Annotated in this window: 32 protein-coding genes; 28 read left to right on the forward strand and 4 right to left on the reverse strand. The window is 47.5% G+C overall.

Features of this window, described 5'->3' with window-relative positions; genetic code table 11:
* Positions 1–212: 212 nt before the first annotated feature.
* The 17 genes from IPL71_RS22495 (at position 213) to IPL71_RS22575 (ending at position 8,518) form a co-directional block, all read left to right on the forward strand.
* Complete coding sequence (locus IPL71_RS22495; protein WP_345325514.1) at positions 213–401, forward strand: hypothetical protein; 189 nt, start codon at positions 213–215, stop codon at positions 399–401.
* 157 nt (positions 402–558) lie between these two features.
* Positions 559–1,626, forward strand: coding sequence for a DEAD/DEAH box helicase (locus tag IPL71_RS22500; RefSeq protein WP_345325516.1), 1,068 nt, complete (start codon positions 559–561; stop codon positions 1,624–1,626).
* The gene (locus tag IPL71_RS22505) at positions 1,605–1,982 is read left to right on the forward strand and encodes a hypothetical protein (RefSeq protein WP_345325518.1); all 378 of its coding nucleotides are present in this window, start codon (positions 1,605–1,607) and stop codon (positions 1,980–1,982) included. The genes IPL71_RS22500 and IPL71_RS22505 overlap by 22 nt, the downstream gene beginning before the upstream one ends.
* 17 nt (positions 1,983–1,999) lie before the next feature.
* Positions 2,000–2,212 carry a hypothetical protein gene (locus IPL71_RS22510; protein ID WP_345325520.1) on the forward strand — a complete coding sequence of 71 codons (213 nt, stop codon included), beginning with the start codon at positions 2,000–2,002 and terminating at the stop codon, positions 2,210–2,212.
* A 136-nt stretch (positions 2,213–2,348) separates the two neighbouring features.
* A complete protein-coding gene (locus tag IPL71_RS22515; RefSeq protein ID WP_345325522.1) occupies positions 2,349–2,609 on the forward strand; it encodes a hypothetical protein in 261 nt (86 codons plus the stop codon).
* 11 nt (positions 2,610–2,620) lie between these two features.
* Entirely contained in the window at positions 2,621–2,851 is a 231-nt protein-coding gene (locus IPL71_RS22520) for a DUF262 domain-containing protein (RefSeq protein WP_345325524.1), read from the forward strand.
* Positions 2,852–2,965: 114 nt separating this feature from the next.
* Positions 2,966–3,298, forward strand: coding sequence for a hypothetical protein (locus IPL71_RS22525; RefSeq protein ID WP_345325526.1), 333 nt, complete (start codon positions 2,966–2,968; stop codon positions 3,296–3,298).
* 187 nt (positions 3,299–3,485) lie between these two features.
* Positions 3,486–3,914: a hypothetical protein gene (locus IPL71_RS22530; RefSeq protein ID WP_345325528.1), complete on the forward strand. Its 429-nt coding sequence runs from the start codon at positions 3,486–3,488 to the stop codon at positions 3,912–3,914.
* A gap of 314 nt (positions 3,915–4,228) precedes the next feature.
* The gene (locus IPL71_RS22535; protein ID WP_345325529.1) at positions 4,229–4,516 is read left to right on the forward strand and encodes an ASCH domain-containing protein; all 288 of its coding nucleotides are present in this window, start codon (positions 4,229–4,231) and stop codon (positions 4,514–4,516) included.
* 197 nt (positions 4,517–4,713) lie between these two features.
* On the forward strand, positions 4,714–4,893 hold the full coding sequence (locus IPL71_RS22540; protein ID WP_345325531.1) for a DUF7662 domain-containing protein: 180 nt from the start codon (positions 4,714–4,716) through the stop codon (positions 4,891–4,893).
* A 267-nt stretch (positions 4,894–5,160) separates the two neighbouring features.
* Entirely contained in the window at positions 5,161–6,246 is a 1,086-nt protein-coding gene (locus IPL71_RS22545) for a nuclease-related domain-containing protein (RefSeq protein WP_345325533.1), read from the forward strand.
* A 28-nt stretch (positions 6,247–6,274) separates the two neighbouring features.
* Positions 6,275–6,478 carry a hypothetical protein gene (locus IPL71_RS22550; protein ID WP_345325535.1) on the forward strand — a complete coding sequence of 68 codons (204 nt, stop codon included), beginning with the start codon at positions 6,275–6,277 and terminating at the stop codon, positions 6,476–6,478.
* Positions 6,479–6,523: 45 nt separating this feature from the next.
* Complete coding sequence (locus tag IPL71_RS22555; protein WP_345325537.1) at positions 6,524–6,736, forward strand: hypothetical protein; 213 nt, start codon at positions 6,524–6,526, stop codon at positions 6,734–6,736.
* 162 nt (positions 6,737–6,898) lie between these two features.
* Positions 6,899–7,408, forward strand: a complete 510-nt coding sequence (locus tag IPL71_RS22560; RefSeq protein WP_345325539.1) for a hypothetical protein — start codon at positions 6,899–6,901, stop codon at positions 7,406–7,408.
* Positions 7,409–7,577: 169 nt separating this feature from the next.
* The gene (locus IPL71_RS22565) at positions 7,578–7,703 is read left to right on the forward strand and encodes a hypothetical protein (RefSeq protein WP_345325541.1); all 126 of its coding nucleotides are present in this window, start codon (positions 7,578–7,580) and stop codon (positions 7,701–7,703) included.
* 18 nt (positions 7,704–7,721) lie between these two features.
* The gene (locus IPL71_RS22570) at positions 7,722–7,901 is read left to right on the forward strand and encodes a hypothetical protein (protein WP_345325543.1); all 180 of its coding nucleotides are present in this window, start codon (positions 7,722–7,724) and stop codon (positions 7,899–7,901) included.
* A gap of 104 nt (positions 7,902–8,005) precedes the next feature.
* Positions 8,006–8,518: a hypothetical protein gene (locus tag IPL71_RS22575; protein ID WP_345325545.1), complete on the forward strand. Its 513-nt coding sequence runs from the start codon at positions 8,006–8,008 to the stop codon at positions 8,516–8,518.
* Positions 8,519–8,964: 446 nt separating this feature from the next.
* Here IPL71_RS22575 and IPL71_RS22580 read toward each other — a convergent pair whose 3' ends face one another.
* Together IPL71_RS22580 and IPL71_RS22585 are read right to left on the reverse strand one after the other, a co-directional pair.
* On the reverse strand, positions 8,965–9,441 hold the full coding sequence (locus IPL71_RS22580) for a methylglyoxal synthase (RefSeq protein ID WP_345325547.1): 477 nt from the start codon (positions 9,439–9,441) through the stop codon (positions 8,965–8,967).
* A gap of 14 nt (positions 9,442–9,455) precedes the next feature.
* Positions 9,456–10,625 carry an NAD(P)/FAD-dependent oxidoreductase gene (locus tag IPL71_RS22585; RefSeq protein WP_345325549.1) on the reverse strand — a complete coding sequence of 390 codons (1,170 nt, stop codon included), beginning with the start codon at positions 10,623–10,625 and terminating at the stop codon, positions 9,456–9,458.
* Positions 10,626–10,909: 284 nt separating this feature from the next.
* Here IPL71_RS22585 and IPL71_RS22590 point away from each other — a divergent pair, with 284 nt between their 5' ends.
* The 5 genes from IPL71_RS22590 to IPL71_RS22610 all read left to right on the forward strand — a co-directional run bounded on the left by IPL71_RS22590 (position 10,910) and on the right by IPL71_RS22610 (position 14,074).
* A complete protein-coding gene (locus tag IPL71_RS22590) occupies positions 10,910–11,248 on the forward strand; it encodes a translation initiation factor (protein ID WP_345325551.1) in 339 nt (112 codons plus the stop codon).
* A 43-nt stretch (positions 11,249–11,291) separates the two neighbouring features.
* Complete coding sequence (locus IPL71_RS22595; RefSeq protein ID WP_345325554.1) at positions 11,292–11,612, forward strand: hydrogenase maturation nickel metallochaperone HypA; 321 nt, start codon at positions 11,292–11,294, stop codon at positions 11,610–11,612.
* A complete protein-coding gene (locus IPL71_RS22600) occupies positions 11,605–12,675 on the forward strand; it encodes an eIF2A-related protein (protein ID WP_345325556.1) in 1,071 nt (356 codons plus the stop codon). Before IPL71_RS22595 ends, IPL71_RS22600 begins: the two co-directional genes overlap by 8 nt.
* 173 nt (positions 12,676–12,848) lie before the next feature.
* Positions 12,849–13,673 (forward strand): SDR family NAD(P)-dependent oxidoreductase, encoded by an 825-nt coding sequence (locus IPL71_RS22605; protein WP_345325557.1) that lies wholly within the window; start codon positions 12,849–12,851, stop codon positions 13,671–13,673.
* Between the two features lie 56 nt (positions 13,674–13,729).
* Entirely contained in the window at positions 13,730–14,074 is a 345-nt protein-coding gene (locus IPL71_RS22610; protein WP_345325559.1) for a rhodanese-like domain-containing protein, read from the forward strand.
* A gap of 37 nt (positions 14,075–14,111) precedes the next feature.
* Here the strand turns inward: IPL71_RS22610 and IPL71_RS22615 are convergent, their stop codons facing one another.
* Together IPL71_RS22615 and IPL71_RS22620 are read right to left on the reverse strand one after the other, a co-directional pair.
* Positions 14,112–14,963: a DHHA1 domain-containing protein gene (locus IPL71_RS22615; protein WP_345325560.1), complete on the reverse strand. Its 852-nt coding sequence runs from the start codon at positions 14,961–14,963 to the stop codon at positions 14,112–14,114.
* A complete protein-coding gene (locus tag IPL71_RS22620) occupies positions 14,920–15,864 on the reverse strand; it encodes a single-stranded-DNA-specific exonuclease RecJ (RefSeq protein WP_345325562.1) in 945 nt (314 codons plus the stop codon). Before IPL71_RS22620 ends, IPL71_RS22615 begins: the two co-directional genes overlap by 44 nt.
* Before the next feature lie 98 nt (positions 15,865–15,962).
* Here IPL71_RS22620 and IPL71_RS22625 point away from each other — a divergent pair, with 98 nt between their 5' ends.
* The 6 genes from IPL71_RS22625 to uppP all read left to right on the forward strand — a co-directional run bounded on the left by IPL71_RS22625 (position 15,963) and on the right by uppP (position 20,244).
* The gene (locus IPL71_RS22625) at positions 15,963–16,478 is read left to right on the forward strand and encodes a hypothetical protein (protein ID WP_345325564.1); all 516 of its coding nucleotides are present in this window, start codon (positions 15,963–15,965) and stop codon (positions 16,476–16,478) included.
* A gap of 20 nt (positions 16,479–16,498) precedes the next feature.
* Positions 16,499–16,903: a DUF2721 domain-containing protein gene (locus IPL71_RS22630; protein ID WP_345325627.1), complete on the forward strand. Its 405-nt coding sequence runs from the start codon at positions 16,499–16,501 to the stop codon at positions 16,901–16,903.
* A 173-nt stretch (positions 16,904–17,076) separates the two neighbouring features.
* Entirely contained in the window at positions 17,077–18,210 is a 1,134-nt protein-coding gene (tgt, locus tag IPL71_RS22635) for a tRNA guanosine(34) transglycosylase Tgt (RefSeq protein ID WP_345325566.1), read from the forward strand.
* The gene (locus tag IPL71_RS22640; RefSeq protein WP_345325568.1) at positions 18,207–19,091 is read left to right on the forward strand and encodes an adenylate/guanylate cyclase domain-containing protein; all 885 of its coding nucleotides are present in this window, start codon (positions 18,207–18,209) and stop codon (positions 19,089–19,091) included. Before tgt ends, IPL71_RS22640 begins: the two co-directional genes overlap by 4 nt.
* Positions 19,091–19,429: an adenylate/guanylate cyclase domain-containing protein gene (locus IPL71_RS22645; RefSeq protein ID WP_345325570.1), complete on the forward strand. Its 339-nt coding sequence runs from the start codon at positions 19,091–19,093 to the stop codon at positions 19,427–19,429. The genes IPL71_RS22640 and IPL71_RS22645 overlap by 1 nt, the downstream gene beginning before the upstream one ends.
* Entirely contained in the window at positions 19,426–20,244 is an 819-nt protein-coding gene (gene uppP / locus IPL71_RS22650; RefSeq protein WP_345325572.1) for an undecaprenyl-diphosphatase UppP, read from the forward strand. Before IPL71_RS22645 ends, uppP begins: the two co-directional genes overlap by 4 nt.
* The last annotated feature ends 9 nt before the right edge of the window (positions 20,245–20,253 follow it).

A 20,253-nucleotide genomic window follows, 5' to 3' on the forward strand; every position in this document is an offset into this window, starting at 1 on the left:
CATGCAGCTAAAAAAACCTACCAACAACGCTCTTTAGATGTATTAGGCAAGTATTTCCAGAACTGCAAGCAAATGGGGAATGCCAGCCTTGCGTTTTTATGCCACCACACTGGATGTCTTAGGCAGGCATTAACTATCATGAAGTGGAAGAATTGCCTGGCTTACCTTACGTTTGTCTGCGTACTGCCAACGGACGGCGGCAAAAGCGCTCCATGGCGTCTCATGCAGTCAGTGTGGCAATTCGTGATTTTCTCGGGCTCGATCATTCCTTTGTGTTGTGGCTGACCCCGTCTACACCCATTCGCGACCAAACCCTCAAAGCCCTGAAAGACCGCAAGCATCCTTACCGCAGCGCGCTCGAAAGCACCTTGGGCAGCGTTACCGTCTTGGAACTGGAGTGAAGCCTTGTATCTGTCACCGTCCACGCTCAGTACCGAGACCGTGATTTTGGTCACCACCACGCAAGCCTTCCGTATTGGTGAAACTGAATTACGCAAAGTCTTGAAGCCTCGGGCGCATTGATGGAGTCATTTCGATACCGTCCCTGCTTCGGCGGAAGTGGATCGTTATGAGAACGGCAAACCCATTCCCTCACTTGCCAATCTTCTGCGCCTGCATCGTCCCGTTGTGATTGTGGATGAAGCGCAAAACGTCCGCTCGCAGCTTTCGTTTGAAACCCTCGCCCGTTTCAATCCCTCCTGCATTTTGGAATTCACTGCCACACCGCACCGCGAAGATCATCCCAGCAATGTGCTGTACAGCATATCCGCGCGTGAACTCAAAGCCGAGTCCATGATCAAGCTGCCCTTGCGCCTTGAAACCCGCACAGACTGGAAGGAACTCATCGGCGACGCCATTCTCAAACTCAAGGAATTGGAAGAGGCTACGCCGAAGCCGAACGCGCCCAAACAGGCGACTACCTCCGCCCGATCATGCTCCTGCAAGCACAACCGCTTCGCACTGGAAAGCAAACTGTTTCTGTTGAAGTGGTTGAATCCCTGTCTGATAGAGGATTACAACATTCCCGCCGAACAAATTATCCGCGCCACAGGTAAGGACGATGAACTTGGCGATATGGATTTGACTGCAACGAATTGTCCCGTGCGTTACATCATCACCGTGCAAAAACTGCGTGAAGGCTGGGACTGTTCCTTTGCCTATGTACTTTGCTCCGTAGCCGAGCAACACAGCGCAACCGCCGTTGAACAAATTGTTGGGCGTGTATTGCGTATGCCAAAAGCCACGCGCAAACAAACGCCTGAATTGAACATGGCGTATGCCTATATTGCCTCGTCCAACTTTATTGAAACGCTCAACACCCTTGCCGACGCACTGGTTGAAAACGGCTTTGAAAAACAGGAAGCTGCACAACTGGTCACACAAGGTACGCCCAAAGACTTTGGCCCGCTGTTTGGCTATCGTGCAACAGGCGGCGAAACAATAGCCTTCAAAATCGCCGAAGCCCCGCACTCGAAAAGCTTTCCGATGAACTGGCAAGCAAAGTCAGATATGACGCCAAGACACACACGCTGGAACTTCCTGCTGGCATTACGGCAGAAGAAATCGAAGCCATTAAACCTGCCTTCAAAAATAAAGAATCCCGATTGGCTTTCGCTCAAAATGTGAAAGATAGTAAGGCGCGTTATGTCGTAACCAAAACCACGCCATCCGAACGCGGCGAAGTCTTTTCAATTCCAGTGCTTGCGTATCGTCAAGGCAAATACCTTGAACAACTCGAAGAAACCCATTTCCATGATTACGAATGGGAACTCCCTAGGAAAGACGCCAACTTAACCGAAGCCGAATTCAGCACAGACCGTCCCGCCCCCAAACAAGGCGAAGTGGATGTAAGTGATGAAGGCAAGGTTAAGCAAGTCCTGCAAAACCTGAAAGATCAATTGTCCCTGCTCAAAGTGGATTTAGGCTGGAAGTCCCCGACCTTGTCCACTGGCTGGATAGAAACTTTCTGCATCATGACCTGACCGCCAATGAAACAGGCGTGTATCTCACTGCACTTGTTAATAACCTGATCGAGAAGCGCAAGATTTCATTGAATACCCTTGTCCGCGAAAAATACCGTCTGCGTGATGCAGTGATGAGAAAGATAGATGAGTATCGCAACTCCGCGCATGAACAGGCATTCAAATCCTTCTTCGATACCAAAAGCAAAGTGGAAGTGACGCCTGAACAGCATTTTCCTTTGACCGCTTGAATACCCAATACCTGTCAACCTCGCTATATCGTGGTCAACACGACTTCAAGAAACATTACTATCCCGATGTTGGCAAATTCGACAGCAACGAAGAAAAGCAATGCGCCGAATTTATTGATACTTTGGATGAAGTTGATTGCTGGGTGAGAAACATCAGCAACCAACCCTCGCGCTCCTTCTGGTATCAAACCCCACAGACCGCTTCTACCCTGACTTTGTCTGCAAACTAAAAGACGGGCGCTATCTGGTCGTTGAATATAAAGGCGCTCATCTCTACAAAGCCGCCGAAGAAAATCGCCAAATTGGCGAGTTATGGGAGAAGAGAAGCAAAGGTCAATGTCTGTTCGTGATGCCGACGGATCGAAAACATGATGTCATTTTAGCGAAGATGAAATGAGGAAATAAAAAATGAATATATATGAAGATACAAACCCGCGAGAATTAAAAGATTTATTACGACAAATCCATAAAGGGGAAGCCGTTTTGCCAGACTTCCAGCGTAATTTTGTTTGGGACCCTTATATGACAATGGAATTGATTATTTCCATTGCAGAAAATTACCCTGCGGGAAGTCTCTTACGAATCGAAATACACAAAACCTATTTGCGTACCGAGGAGTTTATGGAGCACCCAGCTTGATGAAACAAAACCAGTTTATTTGGTTTTAGATGGACAACAAAGACTTACATCTTTATACCAAGCATTCTATGGCGTTGGAGAAAAAATTCTTTCTAAACCTAAAGAAAATGATGAGTGGACAAGACTTCGAAGATTGTATTTTCTACTTTAGATATAATCACAAAAAGCAAAAGCTACGAAAACATGGAAGTGCAAATCAAAGAACTTGTCATGCCCCCTGAAATACTCAAGGGAGGTGGTGGTGAATATAATAAATGGGTAAGGGAAATTTCCCGTGCTTTGGTGGACGATGGAGAAAGAATTCGTCTTGAAGATAGCCTGTACGGCGTAGATCATTGGGTACAGGTTTTTGACGATTATAAATTCCCTGTAGTTACACTTTCCGATAGTACCAGTGCCGAGGCAGGTGTGTACCATCTTCGAAACGCTAAATCGCACTGGTGTTAAGTTGAGTCCTTTTGAATTGCTAACTGCTCGTTTCTGGCATCGGCAATTAAAACTTGCGGGGGAAAAATGGGCAAGTGCAATTGAAACTTACCCAATCATAGAAGACTTTGAGGTTGACCCGTATTACGTCCTTCAAGTTATTTCAATGATTTCCAAGGAAAGCCACTCCTAAAACGTTTCAGAGGTTATGAATCTGGACAAGGAAGTTGTTGAGAAGTACTGGGATGATGCTATTGATGGGTTGCAAAAAGCCCTGTCTTTTCTACAGAATCAATGTGGCATAGTGATACCAAGTTTATTGCCCTACACCACAATTGTAATTCCGCTGGCAGGTATGTTTTCGAGAATAAGCGTCCTGAAAGGTCCTAAAATTGGGGCAGCAAAAGATAAAATCGAAAAATGGTACTGGTGCGCTGTGTTTGGACAAAAATACGAAAGCTCACCCAATTCGCAGGCGGCAATTGACTTTCAGGAAGTAACTAAATGGGTCGATGGCGATAAAACTCCAGAAACTATTGAAAACTTCCTGTTTGATCCCGCCAACAATATTTATTACACCACGCCAGCGGGCAGTTTATCGCGGAGCTCTTGGTTTGATTATGAAAAATCACGCTAGAGACTTCTATAGCCACAATATTCTCAACGCACAAGTAATCAGACAAAATGAGTTGATGATCATCATATCTTTCCTACAAATATCTTGAAGGAAAAGGCGTGGAAGCAAAGCAGAAAGTGGGATTGTGTCCTGAACCATACGTTTATTGATCGTAAAACAAATATCCGCATTAAAGACCGTGCGCCTTCTGATTACATGCAAGAAATAATGAACGAACGCAAAGAAGAGAAATTTGACGAATTGCTCAATTCGCATATTCTTCCTACTCAAGAAGACAACTACTTTTTTACAGATGACTATGAAGGCTTTCTCAAATGGCGACAAGACAGCATTTGGAGAGAAATAAAGAAAGTTACATCTTTAAGAAACTCGATGGAAAACAAATCATCCAAAATCTGGCGCTCAGTGTCCGCCAGCCGTTTGCAGACCAGATCATGCAAGGCACAAAGAAAATAGAATACCGTAATATGCTGACGAGAATACGCGGCACAGTTTATATATACGCCAGTAAAACGCCAAAGCTTGAAGCCTACGAGAAAATGAAAGTGGAGCCGGGTACTTTTCCGGTTGGTGTATTGGTGGGTACGGTTGAAAATCGTTGATTGCAAAGGAAAGCTGGGGAGAGTTCCACTGGATACTTGCAAACCCGAAGCGCTTGAAAACGCTGATCGTGCCGGAAGGACATCCGCAGCCTGTGGTTCAAGCCTTTTAAGGAGTAAGTAATGACTGGAAAATATACCCCTCTTGAAAATTACCTGCGTGACCTTCCCTGCATCTCAAAAGGAAGTACCTTTGTCTTTTGAGCAGATCAGAAAGAATATTAAATGACAAACTGCCACCGTCAGCCTATCAATATCAGGCATGGTGGGCAAATCAAAAAGAAGGATCGCACGTTGAAGCATTTGCGTGGATGGATGCAGGCTGGTTGGTTGATACGGTTAATTTCGCCCAGAAGTGGGTTCGGTTCGTAAGACAGTAAACTCAATATGTTGGAGCAATCGCAGTGAACATTGAAGAAGCAAAGAAAGTTTTATGGCTGAAAAGCAATCCCCGTCCGATTGGGGAGTTGTTGAATGAAGGGTATCTGAATCAATCTCGGCTGGAATGGGCAGCAGAAAGCATACGACCCTGCGCTTAAAGAGGCCGCTAAACTTCTATTGAATTGGAGAAGCAGGCAGCATCTCAGGTTGCAGGTGATAAGAAATCGTCTCTGCCTTCGGGATTCAACTACCGAGCGGAGCAAGTCTTGATCAGGCTCGCGCAACCCTGGCCTTTTTCGCCATTCAAAGGTCAACCGATGGGGATGCTGGTTGAAACCAAGCAGATATCCATTAAAGACCTGGGGTTTGCGATAGAAAACGCATGGGATGAACGGGCTCGTAAGGCGGCGATGGTATTGATGCTTGTTCGGCTGGATCAGGTAATAAAAGCGCCGGAAGAACCTGCGGGTCTTCTGCATGTGGTTTCTGGAGGAAGAAGCTACGCGGAATATAAGCAGGATCAGCTAACCCTGCTTCAAGGGATGTTGTTTGGCGGGCTCCTGGCTTTGTCTTTTGCATGGCTTGTATGGATTTTTGTTGTACGGGAGACAAATCGAACAAGTACTACAATCTCAAGTGTAATATCAACTTCCGCAGGGATTATTGCATTGGTTGTTGTCATAGTGTTGTTTATTGGTTTGATGGCGTTAACTCTATTTGTAATTGATAAAATCATGAACAAAATAGATAAAGAAAAACGCAACTATCGCAAGGGGGAAGAAGGGGAGAATAAAACTGTTGAAATTATGGGGCAGGCGTTGGACGGTAATTGGTCACTGTTTCGGAATGTCGTTCTCCTGGGCGCAGGAAAGACCGACCTTGATGCGGTATTGGTTGGACCCTCTGGCGTTTGGGTATTGGAGGTCAAGGCATTTACCGGAGAGTACAGAAATATTGGCGAACAGTGGGAGTATCGTATTGGGAATCGCTGGAACTTATACAAGAAAAGCCCAAGCCGTCAGGCAAAGAATAATGCAGTGCGGTTATCTGATTTCTTTAAAGCTGATAACATCTCGCAATGGGTTAATAGTGCGTTGTCTGGGCCAATCAGGAAAACCCGCTCACCGTGGAAAACCCATCCACGGCAGTATGGTCACTGGATCGATTGCAGGATGAACTTGGGAAATGTGGCATGGCGCTCTGATTCCAGACTCAGAGAAAGCAGATCATTGATAAATTATCAAAGCTATGAAAACAAAGGGAAGCATATAAGTAAAGTTTGCTTAAAACCATTACGGGTGTCGCATTGTCCACGAAGCTGGTTGAAAATTGTGCTTGGTTGTCCCTTATGATTGATATATAATCGGAGTAATACGATATATGGAGGAAATTATGATGTTACATATGGCTCCTGTTTCAATTCCTGGTGTGGTTATTCGTCCACCCAAATCCGCTCCGGGGGCGGGGAAGAGAAAAAAACCCGCACCGAATAATAAGCCGGCAAAAAGAAAGCCAACGGGAAACAAGTCGGTAAAGAAGAAGACAGTAAAAAAGACAACAGTCAAAAAGCAGCCTAAAGCTTAGGTCATTTTCTCGATGCACAGCCCGATGGAATAAATAAACCAAGACGTGAATGCCTTCACCGGTTACCTTGAAAAATTTGGCAGTAACTTCCTTGTTGCTGCCATGATCCCGTCCATGGGGTTGGTGATTGCGTGCATGGTGGTCTTTGATCCCATACTCCGACTATCCGAGTCTTTTCAAGTCAAGGATGGGATTTATTCCATTATTGGTATTGGCTTTTTGATTTTGATTCAACAGTTATTATCGGTTTTACCTTAACAGATCTTAATACATTTTATTCTCAAAAGTGTTTGAAGGGTATGTGTTTATACACCGCCTGCCTTTGCTAAAAAGATGGATATTCCGAAAGCCAAAAAAATTATTTGAGAAATTACCACTCTTAAAAAGAAGATTGGGAAATCAAAAAAAAAGAAAGTCAGAATGGATGAAGATTTGCTGGATGCCTCAGGAAAGTTGAGCACTTCGCAAAGGTTAATAGATACGACAAAATTATCCGCCTCTCACAACCGGCATTATGCCAACGAAATTTGGCAATATACTCAAGCCTCCGGAAGCATGCTCAGTGACACGCTATGGATTGATGCTGTTGAGTTTTGGCCGCGTTTGCTGCAAGTAATTCCTCCCACGTACAGACAATCCATAGAAGAAGCCCGGAATGAACTTTCTTTTCTGGTAAATATGTCTTCGCTTTCCTTTGTCCTTTTTGTTCTGTGTTTACTTGCAATCCTTGGTAACGCCCCATCGCCGGGTACATCGGATTTAATGAGCGTGCTTTTGAATTCGCTTCGCTACGTTACAGCAGGCGTCTTGTCACTTGCATCGATTTGGTTTTTTAATAGGGCTGCATTGTTTTCTGTTGGTGCTTTTGGCGCGATGATCCGCAGTGCATACGACTTATTCCGGCTGGATTTACTTCATCAGTTTCGCTAAAACATCCCAAAGAGTCAGCGAGGAATTTGAAGTGTGGACAAACTTGGGACAATTTATTATTTGGGACAGGGTCTTTGGGTTTAATACAATAAATTTGATAAAAAATAGGGCAAAGAAAAAGTAACGTCGGCCAGTACATCACACACTGTAACAAGGGAGTATTACATAAATGGAACTACTTAACGTCTTTGCCATGGTCGGCATGGTCATCAACGACCTGATGGCAATCTTCAGTATCGTGGGCAGTACCATCTTATTGTTTGGTGCATTTTCCAAAGCGCCTCTCAAGCGTTAGCAAGGAGAAAATTGCCGATTGGACATGTTGGGACTGATCTTTGGTGGATTGTTTCAAATCTCAATGGTAATTACCGGCACAACGCCCGAACTCATTGGCATTATTTTTCGTATGTCTGCACTGATGGTGAACGCCCTGCTGGGTATATCTGCATTAATGCTGGCTGGTCGGTGGATGATCCGGCGTGTATTGAAGTAATTTGCATGTTGCAGGCTTGAGCCTTGTCTTTAAAATAAGTTATGATCGACACGGGACAGGCCAAAAGGCGTGCCCCAATTCTATGAAACATAAAGGAAAAAACCATGACAGAAACAAATGTCCTACCCTGGATCGAAGTTAACGAAATGATGGACGAGGAATACCGTCAACAGGTGGTAGCAGATGCGCTGGGGTATTATCCCAAGGCCTCGCCGGAATTGAATAAATTTGCATTGGCCGTCTTCAAGAATACGATCCATGTCAACGGGTTTCGCTCATTCCAGAGCATTCCGCTGCACATGGTGAAAATGCAGGTGGTTAAAGAATTCAAGGTCAACACTCTGCTGGCTGAGGCGGTCATCTGTTTGTGGGCGGAGAAGCAGCACGAGATCATTGAAACCCTTGCCAACGCCGCGCGCGAAGCGAATATCCCCGTCCCTGCAAAATGGGGCTGGGAGGAAGGGCGGTACGGCTTTGTGCAGAGCGAAGATCCGCAGGAGATTGAAAAGCTGGCGTCTGCCCTGTCCGCAGAAAAGACAAAGCCTGAAGCCGATCATTATATTTTGGCTGGCTTATGGATTAAACCACAGTCTTTTGTAGAAAAAACGCAGGAGTAATATCCGCCCATATCTGCCATGATTTTGTCAGACGGGATTAAGAGACTGTTTAATAACTTAATCCAAGCTGCGATCTTGAATTGCGGCCACTCCATGAAAACCCTTTGGCCGCGAACACTTGCCCGAGCGCCAGTGCGGTGTTGCACGAATTTCGCGAATCCGAGAAAAAATCCGTGCCAATTCGCGAAATTCGTGGCAAAGGTTTTGGCATTTGTGGGTAAAGACACTAAGTCACGAAGTTTTTTCCTTAGAGACTGTTTCTTAAGTACACGGACGCGGAGCGCACTGACGCTTCGCGCACGGAAAAGAACGGATTTTTTTAGGATTTATCCGTGATTGCCCGTGCAATCTGTCAAATCCGTGTACAAAATAACTCTAAGAAACGCTCTCTTAGAGAATCTTAGAGTCCTTGTGGTCAAAAAACCAGACTTATTCTATACCGCCGCCTAACTTGATTTCTCGCCCAGGTCTATTTTTCTCGCAACATAATTTTCATAATCAGGCACAAGGCGGTCGTAGGCGCTATCCATCAATGGCGATGAGATCATAAAATCTGCTGAGGCGCGATTGTTGGCAATGGGAATATTCCATACCACCGCCATGCGCAGCAATGCTTTGACATCCGGGTCGTGCGGCTGCGGTTCCAACGGATCCCAGAAAAAAATGAGGAAATCAATTTTCCCCTCCACGATCTTCGCGCCGATCTGTTGGTCGCCGCCGAGCGGTCCGCTTTTGAGTTTGACAACTTTAAAACCAAGCTGCTGTTCCAGAATTCTGCCCGTTGTGCCCGTTGCAAAAATTTGATGATGTGCCAACAGATCACGGTTGAATTTCGCCCACTCAAGCAGGTCACGTTTTTTATTATCATGCGCCACGAGCGCTATTTTTTTGTCATGTTCCATTGGGATCTTTTTATGAGCCATGAAGTTGCTCCTTTTTATTTCCAGATATGTCCGTATTCAAACTCACCTTTGAGCGGTTGACCCTCGGCAAAACGTTCGAGCCTGAACGAACTGATATCCACAGTTTTGGATTTTCCATCAAGAATTAATTCGGACATGCTCGCGCCGACAGCCGGGGAGATCTTGAAGCCTGTGCCGCTTAATCCGCAGGCGACGTAAAAACCAGCGGGTCCTGCCGCGCCGAGAATGGGTCGCTGGTCCTGTGAGAGACCATCCCTCCCGACATGGATCGAGTGCAGTCCGCTCTCTTCTATTTTGGGCATGCGCTTGACCATGTTATCGATCAAGTTATTAAGGAAGTTTTTCGTCGGCGTTTGATCTTCCGCGTCGGGCGGCTCGTTACGCATAGACTCATCTTCACCCGCAGCGAGGATCAACGCGCCGCCTTCAGGACGGAAATAACAATTGACCGTGTCATCGATCACAGCGGGGAAGTTCCCCAGCATAGGCGGACGATGCAGAAAGGCCACGTCGTGCGTCCAGGTTTCGAGCGGAATATTTACATCGGCCATTTTCGCAACTTCTGCGGCCCAGGTTCCGGCGGCGTTGATGACGATCGGCGCGGAGAAGTCACCCTGATTGGTAGTGACACCGCTCACACGTCCGCTGGCGATGTGGATGGCCGTGACTTCACAATTCTGCATCAGCGTGGCACCATTTCGTTTCGCAGAATCAAGCATCGAGTTTGTAGTCAGAGTCGCGTCTGCATAGCCAGAGTCAGGCTCGTAGGCGGCAAAGTCAAATTGATCAGTTAAAAAATCGGGGGCGAGTTTTTTAACATCCGCCGCAGAAATGATGGACGTGTTGATGCCAATGCGCTGTTGATTGCCGACGTTGCCGCGCAGTCGGTCTTCATGTTCGCGTTTTGCGATCTGCAAAAAACCGGTTTGCTTGAAACCGCATTCGCCGCCCACCCGTTCACGCCAGTTGATAAAATATTTGCTAAAGCTTACAAATGCCAGTTCAGACTCAGCCTTGAGATCGTAATGCATACGGACAAGTCCGCTGGAGTGACCGGTGGCACCGGACGCAACCGTTTTGCGTTCGAGGATCAGCGGCTTCAGTCCGCGCTCGGCAAGATGAAAAGCAATGCTGACGCCGATCACGCCCGCACCGATAATAATGGCATCGTGAGATTGAGTCATGATGTTTCCTTTTTATTTGGATTGCGGAATTTACTCCGCCGGTTCTCAAAAGTATTTTACCGCTGATCTCTTTTTCTCTCTTTCAAAAATTATGGCTGGAGGGTATAAAGGGAATATAAAATAAAATGTCTCTCCTGTTTTTGGCGGGATGACGATATATTCAAAAGAATATCTGCCGCGAATTTCGCTGATTACCAACACCCACGATTCATGAATTCGAGAAATTCGTGGCTACGGTTTTGGCTTTTCCGTTAAAAAAATAAAGCCATAAAAAGGAAACTCATATGCCCAAAAATGAAAGCAATACCGTCTGGTCTTCAGAGCAGGGAGACCTGCGCAAGCAAACGCAAACTTCTGCCAATCTTAAATCACTGCCGCCGCAACAGCAGACCATTTACCTGCATCGCGATTCCAGCGGACGCGGCGGCAAGGCCGTGACGTTGGTCAAAAAGCTTGTCCTGTCTGAAGATGATCTGAAAGCATTGGCGAAAAAATTAAAACAGGAATGCGGCACAGGTGGAACGGTCAAGGATGGCATCATCGAAATCCAGGGCGAACAGCGTGAAAAGATCGCCGGCGTTTTGCAGAAGCTGGGATATAAAGTGAAGATCGCTGGCGGATAGCCATTGCGTCTCAAATTTTTTTACGGCTATAATCATATTCCCCATGCAAAAAAATCCACGTTTATCTTCCATGATCGATCATCTGCTTCGACAATCGAAACGCTATAAGTCAGTGCATCTTGCGGCTGGCACGCTCATTTCATTTGATGATCAGCAGATCCACGCGCAATGGAATGAATCACCCCTTGCGCAAACCACATTAACGATTCGCCGCGTGCCTGCCCAACAGCAATGCATGGTCTGTTTTGAAAAATATCAACCCGCCCGCGTTGAAGTCTCATGTCCACAGTGTGGAAGTGTCGGCGCAAAGATCATCGCGGGGGAGGAGTTTTATTTTGAATCAATTGAGGAAGAAAATGCATAAACGACTTTTTCTTTGGATCGGACTTTTGCTGACGATCCTCGCTTGTAATATGGGTTCATCCGCGCCCACCCCGACCTCGAACCTGCTCGCCACACTGGCGGCATCCACGCCGCTGTCAGGGAATCCCGCCGCCACAGCCGGTGTTGTTTCAACGCCCATGTTCAATGCGGCCACCCCTGTTCCCACCGCTTTATTTTTATCCACCGTATCTGTCCCGACATCCTCTTCCACCATTCAGCCCAGAGGAAAGATCGTTTTTACCTGTCAGATATTCAAAGTGCAAGCCAGCAATCAGATCTGTATCATCAATGCCGATGGCACAGGTTTCCGCCGCCTGACCACAGACAGCAACGTCCAGCATTACTATCCGTCATTATCTCCCGATGGATACAGTGTGGTATACGCGGCCTTTCGTGAATCAAACGTTTACGAGATCTATGAAATGAACATCGCCTCAGGCAATGTCAAACAGTTGACCAACAAACTTGGCATCCTGAACGCGCCGGAAATTTCACCCGATGGGAAATATATTGTTTTCAAACATTCCACCGGCGCCTCAAACAAGAACGCGATCTGGATCATGGATCGGAATGGCGAAAACGCGGGCAACATTCCCAGAGCCTTTGGCTGGGACCCAACCTGGTCGCCTGATGGAAAATATATTCTCTTCGCTTCCGATATGGATGGCTCGATCCAGTTGTACACCATCCGCGTCAATGGTAAGGAGCTAAAAAAGATCAGCAATCTACCTGCAATCCGCGGACGAAGCGACTGGTCACCTGACGGACAATTCATCGTCACCTACTCCGGTGAGCCGTGGAACCGCGAAGTGTATATTATGAATTTTGATGGCTCAGGCGCGCGCATACTTTCACCAACCGGCGGAAATTCACAAGGCCCGTCCATTTCACCGGATGGTCAGTGGGTGGCTTTCACCGCCTACTTCGATCACCCCGGCGATGACCACGGCTGTGAAATTTACATCATGCGTGTCGACGGCACAGACCTGCGCCGCTTAACCAGTAATGATTATTGTGATTATCAGCCTCGCTGGGGACAATAAACACATGACACCCCATCAGGGTTGGACGAATCTTTGCGTTGATTTTAGAGTCATTTCACTCGTTTCGGAGTAATGATGCGTAAGGTGAGTTATTAAATGGTCTCTGAGCGCACCCATATGAAAAGACTATTTACTTAACTTATTTTTTACATGGCATAAACAGGAGTATTTGAATGGACATTAAAGGTAAAGTCGTGATTGTCACCGGCGCTTCTTCTGGAATTGGCGAAGCTGCCGCCCGTGAATTCGGACGCGAAGGCGCAACCGTTGTTCTCGCTGCCCGCCGTGTTGATAAATTACAAGCTCTCGCAAAGGAAGTCAACGCGATGAACACCAGCGCGCAGACTCTGGTCGTGCAGGCCGACTTGTCGAAACTTGAAGATATTCAATCCATGATCGCACAAACCCTCGAAAGATTTGGGCGCATCGATGTGCTGGTCAACAACGCCGGCTTTGGCCGCCTGGACTGGCTCGAAAATCTTGACCCGATTAAAGATATTCAAGCGCAAATGGATGTGAATATAATGGGCGTCATCCAAACCACGCGCCAGGTTTTGCCGATCATGATGAAACAGCGCGCCGGCAGCATTATCAACATGTGTTCCATGGCCGGGTTGGTGGGTACGCCCACCTATTCCATTTATGCCGCCACCAAACACGCCGTGCATGGATTCTCCGAAGCCCTGCGGCGCGAGGTCAAACCGTGGGGCATCGATGTCTCTCTGATTTACCCAGGCGGCGTAGTGACCGAATTCACCCAACACGCGGGCATCAAACGCAAGACCAGCGCCAAAACGCCGAAGTTCATGCTGTTAACCGCCGAACAGGTTGGAGCGGCGGTGGTCCGGCTGGTACGTCGTCCGCGGCGCATGTTGGTCATCCCCTGGCTGTGGAATGTGACCGTCCTCATGAATAAATTATTTCCCGGCCTGGTGGATTACACCACCATCAAACGCTTTACCATTCCCGAGCGTGCAGAAGAATTGAATATCAAATAAAATGTACTACACAGGAAATATAAAAATTCCTGAAATCAAATCATGGAGAAAAAATAATGGGTTTCTTTTCTAGTTTGTTTGGGCCGTCTGCGCCCGTGATCAGCGCAACTGAATTAAGTGAAAAACTAAAATTTGGCAAACACCCGATGGTGATCGATGTGCGTCAGCCTGAGGAATTTCGTCAGGGTCACATCGCCGGAGCGAAGTTAATTCCGCTGGGTGAGATTCATAAACGCATGGGCGAATTGCCAAAAGGGCGGGAGATCATTTGCGTCTGCGCTTCGGGCAGCCGCAGTAGTTCCGCCGCAAAGACTTTGCTCAAAGAGGGTTACACTGTATTTGATATGCAGGGCGGTATGCACGCATGGCGTCACGCAAAATTGCCAATGCAAAAAGGTTAAACAAAAAATGGCGCAACCCGGGTTGCGCCATTTTTATTTATTCCGCTGATCCCGCTTCCTTGATATCCTTTAAATTTAATCGATAATTGACACGCCCGTTGAATTCGTTGACTTCATAGGTAAATAAAATATCCACGCGCGGCGGCATTTTCTTCTGCCACTCCCCGAGTCTGAATCCGATCGCATCGTGAGCATAGCCTTTTTCATCTTCAAGTGACAGCTTCAAATGTTTCGCATCCGCGCCCACTGTCCGCGCGTTTTTCACTTTCACATTGCGCGCCACAAAAGCCGCATTCGGATTCCCATACCCGGTCGGTTCAAGATACTTCAGACATTTTTCAAATAGATCAGGGCGGATGTCGACAAGAGACACCACCGCATCTGCCGTAACTGTGGGCCTGAGGTCTACATTCGACAGTTGATCCGCCGCGATGGCTTTTAATCGCAATACCAACGCTGACAAATTCTCGTTTTTGACAGTGAAGCCCGCCGCTGCCGCATGGCCGCCGTGGCGCACAAGTAGATCTGCGCATTGATCGAGCGCCTCTGTAATATGGAACTCTGGAATGGATCGGCACGAGCCGCGAGTCTCTTCTTCCCCTTTTGACGCAACGATCGCCGGGCGGTAATAGGTCTCTGTTAAGCGTGAAGCGGCGAGGCCAACAACACCAGAGTTGAAATCTTCCTGCGCGGCAAAAAGCAGAAAGGCATCGGGGTCTTCACCGATGGCGATCTCTTCGGCGCGTTTTTGCATGTCACGTGTAATGCGTTGACGTTCACGATTTTGCATATCGAGCACCTGTGCCAGTTCGCCCGCGCGGAAGACATCATTGGTGGTCAATAATTCAAAAGCGGCCAGCGCTTCTTTTAATCGTCCCGCCGCATTCAAGCGCGGACCGAGTGAAAAGCCGATATTCCCCGGCGTTAACCTTTGCCAGTGTGATCTCGGAAACCGCCGCCAGTGAGAAAAGTCCCTGCCGCGTGGTTTGTTTCATTTGCTTAAGTCCCTTGCGAACCAGCACCCGATTCTCGCCGACCAAGGGCGCAAGGTCTGCAACGGTGCCGAGCGCGACCAGATCAAGCAGTGAATCAAGGAAAGCGGCTGATGTTTTGTCTTGAGCGTTATCAAAAGGCTGAGCGCTTAAATCTGAAAGCGGATTGCTAAGAAGTGCTTCAGCGATTTTGTATGCGATCCCCACACCGGCCAGATCTTTGTCTGGATAAATATCGCCATGTTGTTTGGGATTGATGACCGCAAGGGCAGGGGGCAGGTCACCTTCGGCAGGGTGATGGTGGTCACTGATAATCAGGTCCAGGCCGATGGTACGGGAATGAAGTGCTTCATTTGGCGAGCGGATGCCGCAATCCACGGTGATGACCAGTTTGACGCCTTCCGCTTTGAGTTCATCCAGCGCATTGTTGTTGAGTCCATAGCCTTCTTCAAAACGGTTGGGAATATATCCGCGTACATTTGCGTTTAGGAATTGAAGCGTTTGCACAAGCAGTGCAGTGGCCGTGACTCCGTCCACGTCATAATCGCCGTAGATGGCGATGGGCTCGTGATGCGCAACCGCGTATTGGATTCGGTCAATGGCGGCACGCATGCCCGTCATTTCAAACGGGTCCGTGCTGACGTTTGGTTTTGCGTTAAGGTAGGCACGCGCCTCGGCATCTGTGGCATAACCGCGGTTAAAAAGGATCTGCCGCAAAATGGGCGGGAATGCGATGAGGGCAGAATCAGCTTCGGGTGTGATAAGAGGCGGGACGTTCCAGCGTTTGGTAGGTGTCATGTCAAGTGTCATCTTTAAAATGTGATTGTTGGAGTATAAGCGTTGACGGTTTCATCTGGAAGGGTGTTGTATAATTTGTCATCTTAAAGGAGTGAACCATGAAGCCGCTTGCCGCTGATGAAAAGATCGCAATGGTGATGTTGTATACCCCCAACATGCTGGTACGGGGAGAAGTTGTTACCAAGGAAAATTTGCGTGTGAGTATCTGGCTCCGCACGCAGGGAGTGCCAAATTATATTCACTTGATCAAGCCTCAGGTGATTTTGCTTGGCGGCACACCTCCTAAATCCCTTTCGTATTCTGAAATATTTATTCCCACAGCCGAGGTGATCGGTTTTCATCTTGCGCCGCCCGAACAGGATCCGATGGATTACGATACAACGGAGACGAATCGCATGATGCAGCCGATGGAGGTGATGATCGGTTCATTTTTGGCGAAGGCCAGGATACGCATCTCGATGCAAACAGATGTGGCAACCAGCCTCGATGTCTCCCGTGTTTCGTGGTTGTCTGTTTATGATGCGGATATTAGCAATCCGTATTTGCCGCAGTTCAATGTGCGTGTGCCGATGCTGCTGGTGAATCCGAGCCATGTCAGTTTTGGGATGGCGTAATTATATTTTTAGCCGCATGGATATTTCCCCTTACCACTCCCGCTTTGTTATTTCCCACAGTATCCCTGTTGATGCTGGCGTATACCAACCGTTTTCTGACTCTGGCTTCGATCATCCGTAATCTTCATGCCCGATATAAGGACAACGATGATGATGAACATTTGCTGGGGCAGATCGCGAATTTACGCTACCGCATCTATTTGATCCGTAATATGCAAATCGCAGGTGTGCTCAGCCTGCTGTTTTGTGTGATCAGTATGTTCGCGCTTTTTGCGGGCTGGGTCGCGGGCGGGCAGTGGAGTTTTGCACTTGCTCTGATCTTGATGATCATTTCGATGTTGATCTCTTTGCGCGAGCTGATGGTTTCAGTGGGCGCGCTGGATCTGTTATTAATGGAATTGGAAGATGAGGAAAGAAAGATCTAAAAATTTCCCCCTTGCCAAAGATGGGAATTTGTGTAAAAATAATGTTGCTCCAGCTAGGGTGCCCCCCTCACCCTGACTGGAGCACTTTTTATTTAATTTTGGAAATACGGGGAATCTTCGGCAAAATATTACGATGGGCATTTTACGTTCCTGCCTACTGTATAATTCACTATATGTTTCAATTTTCCATCACTGCTAAAAATAACCGCGCCCGCACCGGGATCTTCACCACACCTCATGGTGATTTACAAACGCCAGTCTTCGCGCCTGTGGGGACACAGGCCACCGTCAAGACACTCACCCCTGAACATCTCAAGAGCATCAACGCCTCGCTGGTCTTGAGCAATACCTATCATCTTTATTTGCGCCCGGGTGATGAGCTTGTGCGTGATATGGGCGGACTGCATAAATTTATGCAGTGGCCGAATCCCATGCTGACTGATTCGGGCGGCTTTCAGGTTTTCTCGCTTTCAGGCACACGTAAAATTGACGATGAAGGCGTAACCTTTAAAAGTCACATTGATGGTTCCACACATCGTTTTACACCTGAAAAATCGATTGCCATTCAGGAAAACCTCGGCGCAGATATCATCATGGCTTTTGATGAATGTTCCGATCCGAATGATCTGGCCTATTCAAAAATTGCCATGGACCGGACTCATCGCTGGGCGGAACGTTCACTCAAAGCGAAGACGCGGCCCGATCAGGCATTATTCGGCATCGTGCAGGGCGGGGTCAATGCGGACCTGCGAGCTGAATCAGCGCAATTTATATCTTCTCTCGATACGCCCGGCATCGCCATCGGTGGATTGTCTGTTGGCGAAACCAAGGAGGAAATGCATAACACGTTGGATGTTGTGCTTCCCTTATTGCCTGAAAATAAACCACGCTATCTTATGGGAGTTGGCACACCTGAAGATCTGATCAACGGGGTGTTACGCGGTGTGGACATTTTCGATTGCGTGCTGCCTACAAGATTGGCGCGTCATCATTCAGCATTTGCACCCGAAGGACGTTTGAATATGATGAATGCTGCCTTTGCGCGCGATACACGTCCCATTGATGAAACCTGTGACTGCTACGCCTGCCAAACCTTTACTCGTGCTTATATCCGCCATTTGATCGTGGCAAAGGAATTACTTGCGGGGACTTTGTTATCCATTCACAATCTCAGGGCGCTGATCCGTCTAGTAGAATCCCTGCGAGCGTCCATTTTGGATAATACCTTTGAAACAAAATCCGCTGAGCTGCTTGTACAATGGAAAAATAACGCTTCACGCGCACCGCTAACTGAGACAAAGAAATGACAACTGCATTACCTGAATATTCAATTGAACAGCGTATCTCCGGTTCCTTCTTTAGCCGTTTTTGGCAGGAACTTTTTCGGAATACGGGGTACTTTCCACTCGCCCTGATTTTGCTGGAATTTCTGATCGAGGGATTGGAGTTCTTTGGCAAGCCAGACCTGTATTTATTGATCCCTGCCGTATTTGTGCAAACTTATGTCCTTACACGTTGGCCCTCGTCCATTGTCTGGAAGCGATTGTTTGGCAGTCTGATCGCTCCTGCTTTATACACCATGGGCGAGATGGCTTTCGAGGGATTGAAGTTTTTCGAGTCCCCGTACCATGTAATGTATTTGGCCTTCGCGCTTGTCATCGCTGTGTTGCAAGCCGCTCAATTGAATCAAAAGAATTTATGGTCTGATTTTCTGCTCTTGCTTGAGAACCTGGTACGCGCTGAAATTTTATTTGCGCTTTACATTGCATTCGAAATATATTCCAACCCGACGCAGACGGTTTCATTAAATGAGTTCTTTGCAGATGGCGCGCATCAGTACCTCGGACTTGCGGTCTTGTTATTGGGGATCTCGGCCGGTGTGGCGAATGTTTCCAGTCATCGTTATTCCCTGCTTTTGCGCCAGACAGCTGACCAATTGAAGATCTATTCTGAATGGCTGCTGGGACGAAACCTGCTCGGACGCGCCATTAATGATCCGAATTCCATGCGCCTCTCGCGCCAGAAGCGCACAATGATGTTTGTCGACGTACGCGGGTTTACCAGCTGGAGCGAAAAGCGCACCCCCGAGGAAGTGGCATCCCTGCTTAATAGATATTATCTAACTGTTGAGGGGTTGCTAAATAATTATCAGGTAACATTAAATATAAATTCACAGCGGATGAAGTGATGGTGGTTTTCATTGAAGCAGACGAAGCCTTGCGCGCCGCGCGTGATTTACAGGAAACGCTTGGCAGAGTATTGTTCAAGAGGGAACTGGGGGTGGGCATAGGCATTCACACCGGCCTGCTGGTGGAAGGTCTGCTTGGCGGACAGAATGTGCGCTTTTATGATGTTATCGGCGATACAGTGAATACAGCCGAGCGCATCGAGAAGGTCGCCAATGCGGGTGAAATATGGATCTCGGAAGAAACCCGCATCAATCTTGCGAACAAAGTAGTAAATGATCAAAAGCAAGTGACAGTAAAAGGCAAAGATCAACCCATACAGGTGTATTTAGTTTCATGACTCTTTTTCAGGCTTTTCTCCTCGGTATCGTACAAGGATTGACAGAATTCATTCCGGTTTCATCCACTGCACATTTGTTGATCTTCAGCAATTTGCTCGGTCTTCCCGCAGACGAAAAAACCTTTTCCTTCTCGGTTATTATTCAGCTAGGCACCGTCGTTGCCATGCTGGCTTTTTTCTGGAAGGATATCTGGCAAATTACGTCCGCGTTTTTTCTGGGCATAAAAAATAAAAAGCCATTTGAAGATTTATATTCACGATTGGGCTGGCTGGTGATCGTGGCTTCCATACCAGCCTTGATCGCCGGATATTTATTACAGGATGCCGTTGAGGCCTTGTTTCGTCAACCGATGCTTGAAGCCTCGATCCGTTTATTAACTGCCGCCGTATTGCTGGCTCTGGCAGAGTGTTTCTCCAAAAAAGATCGAGAGCTTGATTCCATGTCCTGGCTGGATGCGCTTATTATTGGACTGATGGAAGTCATCGCTGTTTTTCCTGGCGCGTCACGTTCAGGGACAACGATCGCGGGCGGCATGTTGCGCGGCTTTGACCGTCCCTCTGCTGCGCGGTTTTCCTTTCTTATGTCCGGGCCGATTTTGCTCGCGGCAGGGATCTATCAATCTATACAGGTTTTTAATATGAGCGGGTTAACAGAATTTTTGCCGAATCTTGTCGTGGGATTTGTCACCGCGGCCGTGGTTGGCTGGCTGTCCATCAAATGGCTGATCGGTTATTTAGGCAGGCGTTCCTTGTATATTTTTGCCGTATATTGCGCGCTGGTTGGCGTACTTCTTTTGTTTACGCAATTCATTTAAGTATTGGAT

The organism is Candidatus Villigracilis proximus (assembly GCF_016717045.1).
GTDB classification, from domain to species: domain Bacteria; phylum Chloroflexota; class Anaerolineae; order Anaerolineales; family Villigracilaceae; genus Villigracilis; species Villigracilis proximus.